Source organism: Bacillus sp. E214 (assembly GCF_008087365.1).
Taxonomy (GTDB): domain Bacteria; phylum Bacillota; class Bacilli; order Bacillales; family Pradoshiaceae; genus Pradoshia.
Window position 1 is genome coordinate 1 of sequence record NZ_VENN01000017.1, and the last position, 1617, is coordinate 1617.

Here is a 1617-nt window from a genome sequence, read left to right on the forward strand (position 1 = left end):
TCGTATTATAAGGTTGACCAAGTTATTGGTTGACCTTTTTCTTTTAGGTCTAGAATACTAGAGGTAGCTGGGGTAGAACGACCGCCCCCGTGGGATTCCATCCCGACAACTAAACCGTTCGCCCCCTACTTATAGAAACATGATTGAAGCTGGTTGGGACACAGATCTCGTATAACAAGCGAAGCTATGACACTATAAGGAGCCATATAGGGGTTACCAGCTAATTCAATAATGAGGAGGAGATACTCATGAATCCAGTCATTGGTCTGGATGTGGCAAAAGGTGAAAGTCAGGTTCAAGCATTCTTGGAGAAAAAGAAGCCTTACAAAAAGAGCTTTAAAGTCGCACATACACTGGATGGATTACAGGAACTTCAAGAATTTATCGATGAAGTGGAAACAGTGTCTGGATCAAAGCCACCTCTTGTTTTGGAATCCACAGGGCATTATCATATACCAGTTGTACAGTATTTTGAGAAACGAGGGTATCTGTTAATCGTTGTGAATCCACTCATTTCTTACAAGGCAAAAAGTTCAAGTTTACGTAAAGTCAAAACAGACGTCATTGATGCCCACCATCTCTGCGAGCTGTATTATAAAGAGGATTTAGAGCCTTATAAAAAGCGTGGCATCCAGCTTTTGAACTTACGTAATCTGACGAGACAACATGAGAATTTGACAGGTATGTTCATACAGGCGAAGTTACAGTTTCAATCCGTACTGGATCAAGTGTTTCCAGCGTATGTAGGGGTGTTTGGAGAATTATATTCAGATGTTTCTTTACGTACATTATCGGCTTTCCCTACCTCTAAACAGGTATTAGAAGCTGGTGAAGAGATTTTATCTAAGAAGATTTATGATTTGTGCAAGAGCCGATCTCGACAATGGGCCTGTAATCAAGCAAACAAACTCGTGAAAGCAGCTGGCCAGAACCCTTTTCAACAGACCCTATACCATAGTCATCTGATTAGTTTAGAAATGCTTATTAACATTCTTCTGGAATATAAAAAGCATCTATCCAAACTTGAGGAAGAGATAGATGCTTTAGCAAAAAATATAGAAGAATATAAGATTATCCAATCCATTCCTGGTATCGGTGAAAAAATCGCGGCAACGATTATTTCTGAAATTGGAGAAATAGATCGGTTTAATCACCCTAAGAAGTTGGTAGCCTTTGCGGGAATCGATCCCAGTGTATTCGAGTCAGGTACCTTCAAAGGTACCAAGAATCACATCACAAAAAGAGGATCCAGCAGGCTAAGACATGCCTTATTCACAGCTGTCCGTTGTGCCATTCGAGATGCACGTAAGGCCCGAACGACCAAGGAACTCATCCCTCGAAATAAAAGATTACGTGAGTTTTATGACAAAAAGCGAGAAGAAGGAAAACCTTATCGAGTAGCCATTATTGCCTGTGCAAACAAACTTTTACATTGGATATACGCTCTTTTGAAAAGCAAATCAACCTTCCAAGATGTCGCTTAAAATAGATTTTCACATATCTTCAAGGAACTTCCATATCAATAAAGGAAGTTTATTTGTCATGCCTTAATTTCAGTATAACATGCTTAAATTATAAGATTGAGTGAAATGTTTGACAAACTATTAGCTGGTTTAG

General features: G+C 39.3%; 1 protein-coding gene. It reads left to right on the plus strand.

Going from position 1 to position 1617, the window contains the following annotated elements; translation table 11 throughout:
* The first annotated feature begins 248 nt into the window (after positions 1–248).
* Positions 249–1484 (plus strand): IS110 family RNA-guided transposase, encoded by a 1236-nt coding sequence (locus tag FHY47_RS18740; protein ID WP_148631377.1) that lies wholly within the window; start codon positions 249–251, stop codon positions 1482–1484.
* The last annotated feature ends 133 nt before the right edge of the window (positions 1485–1617 follow it).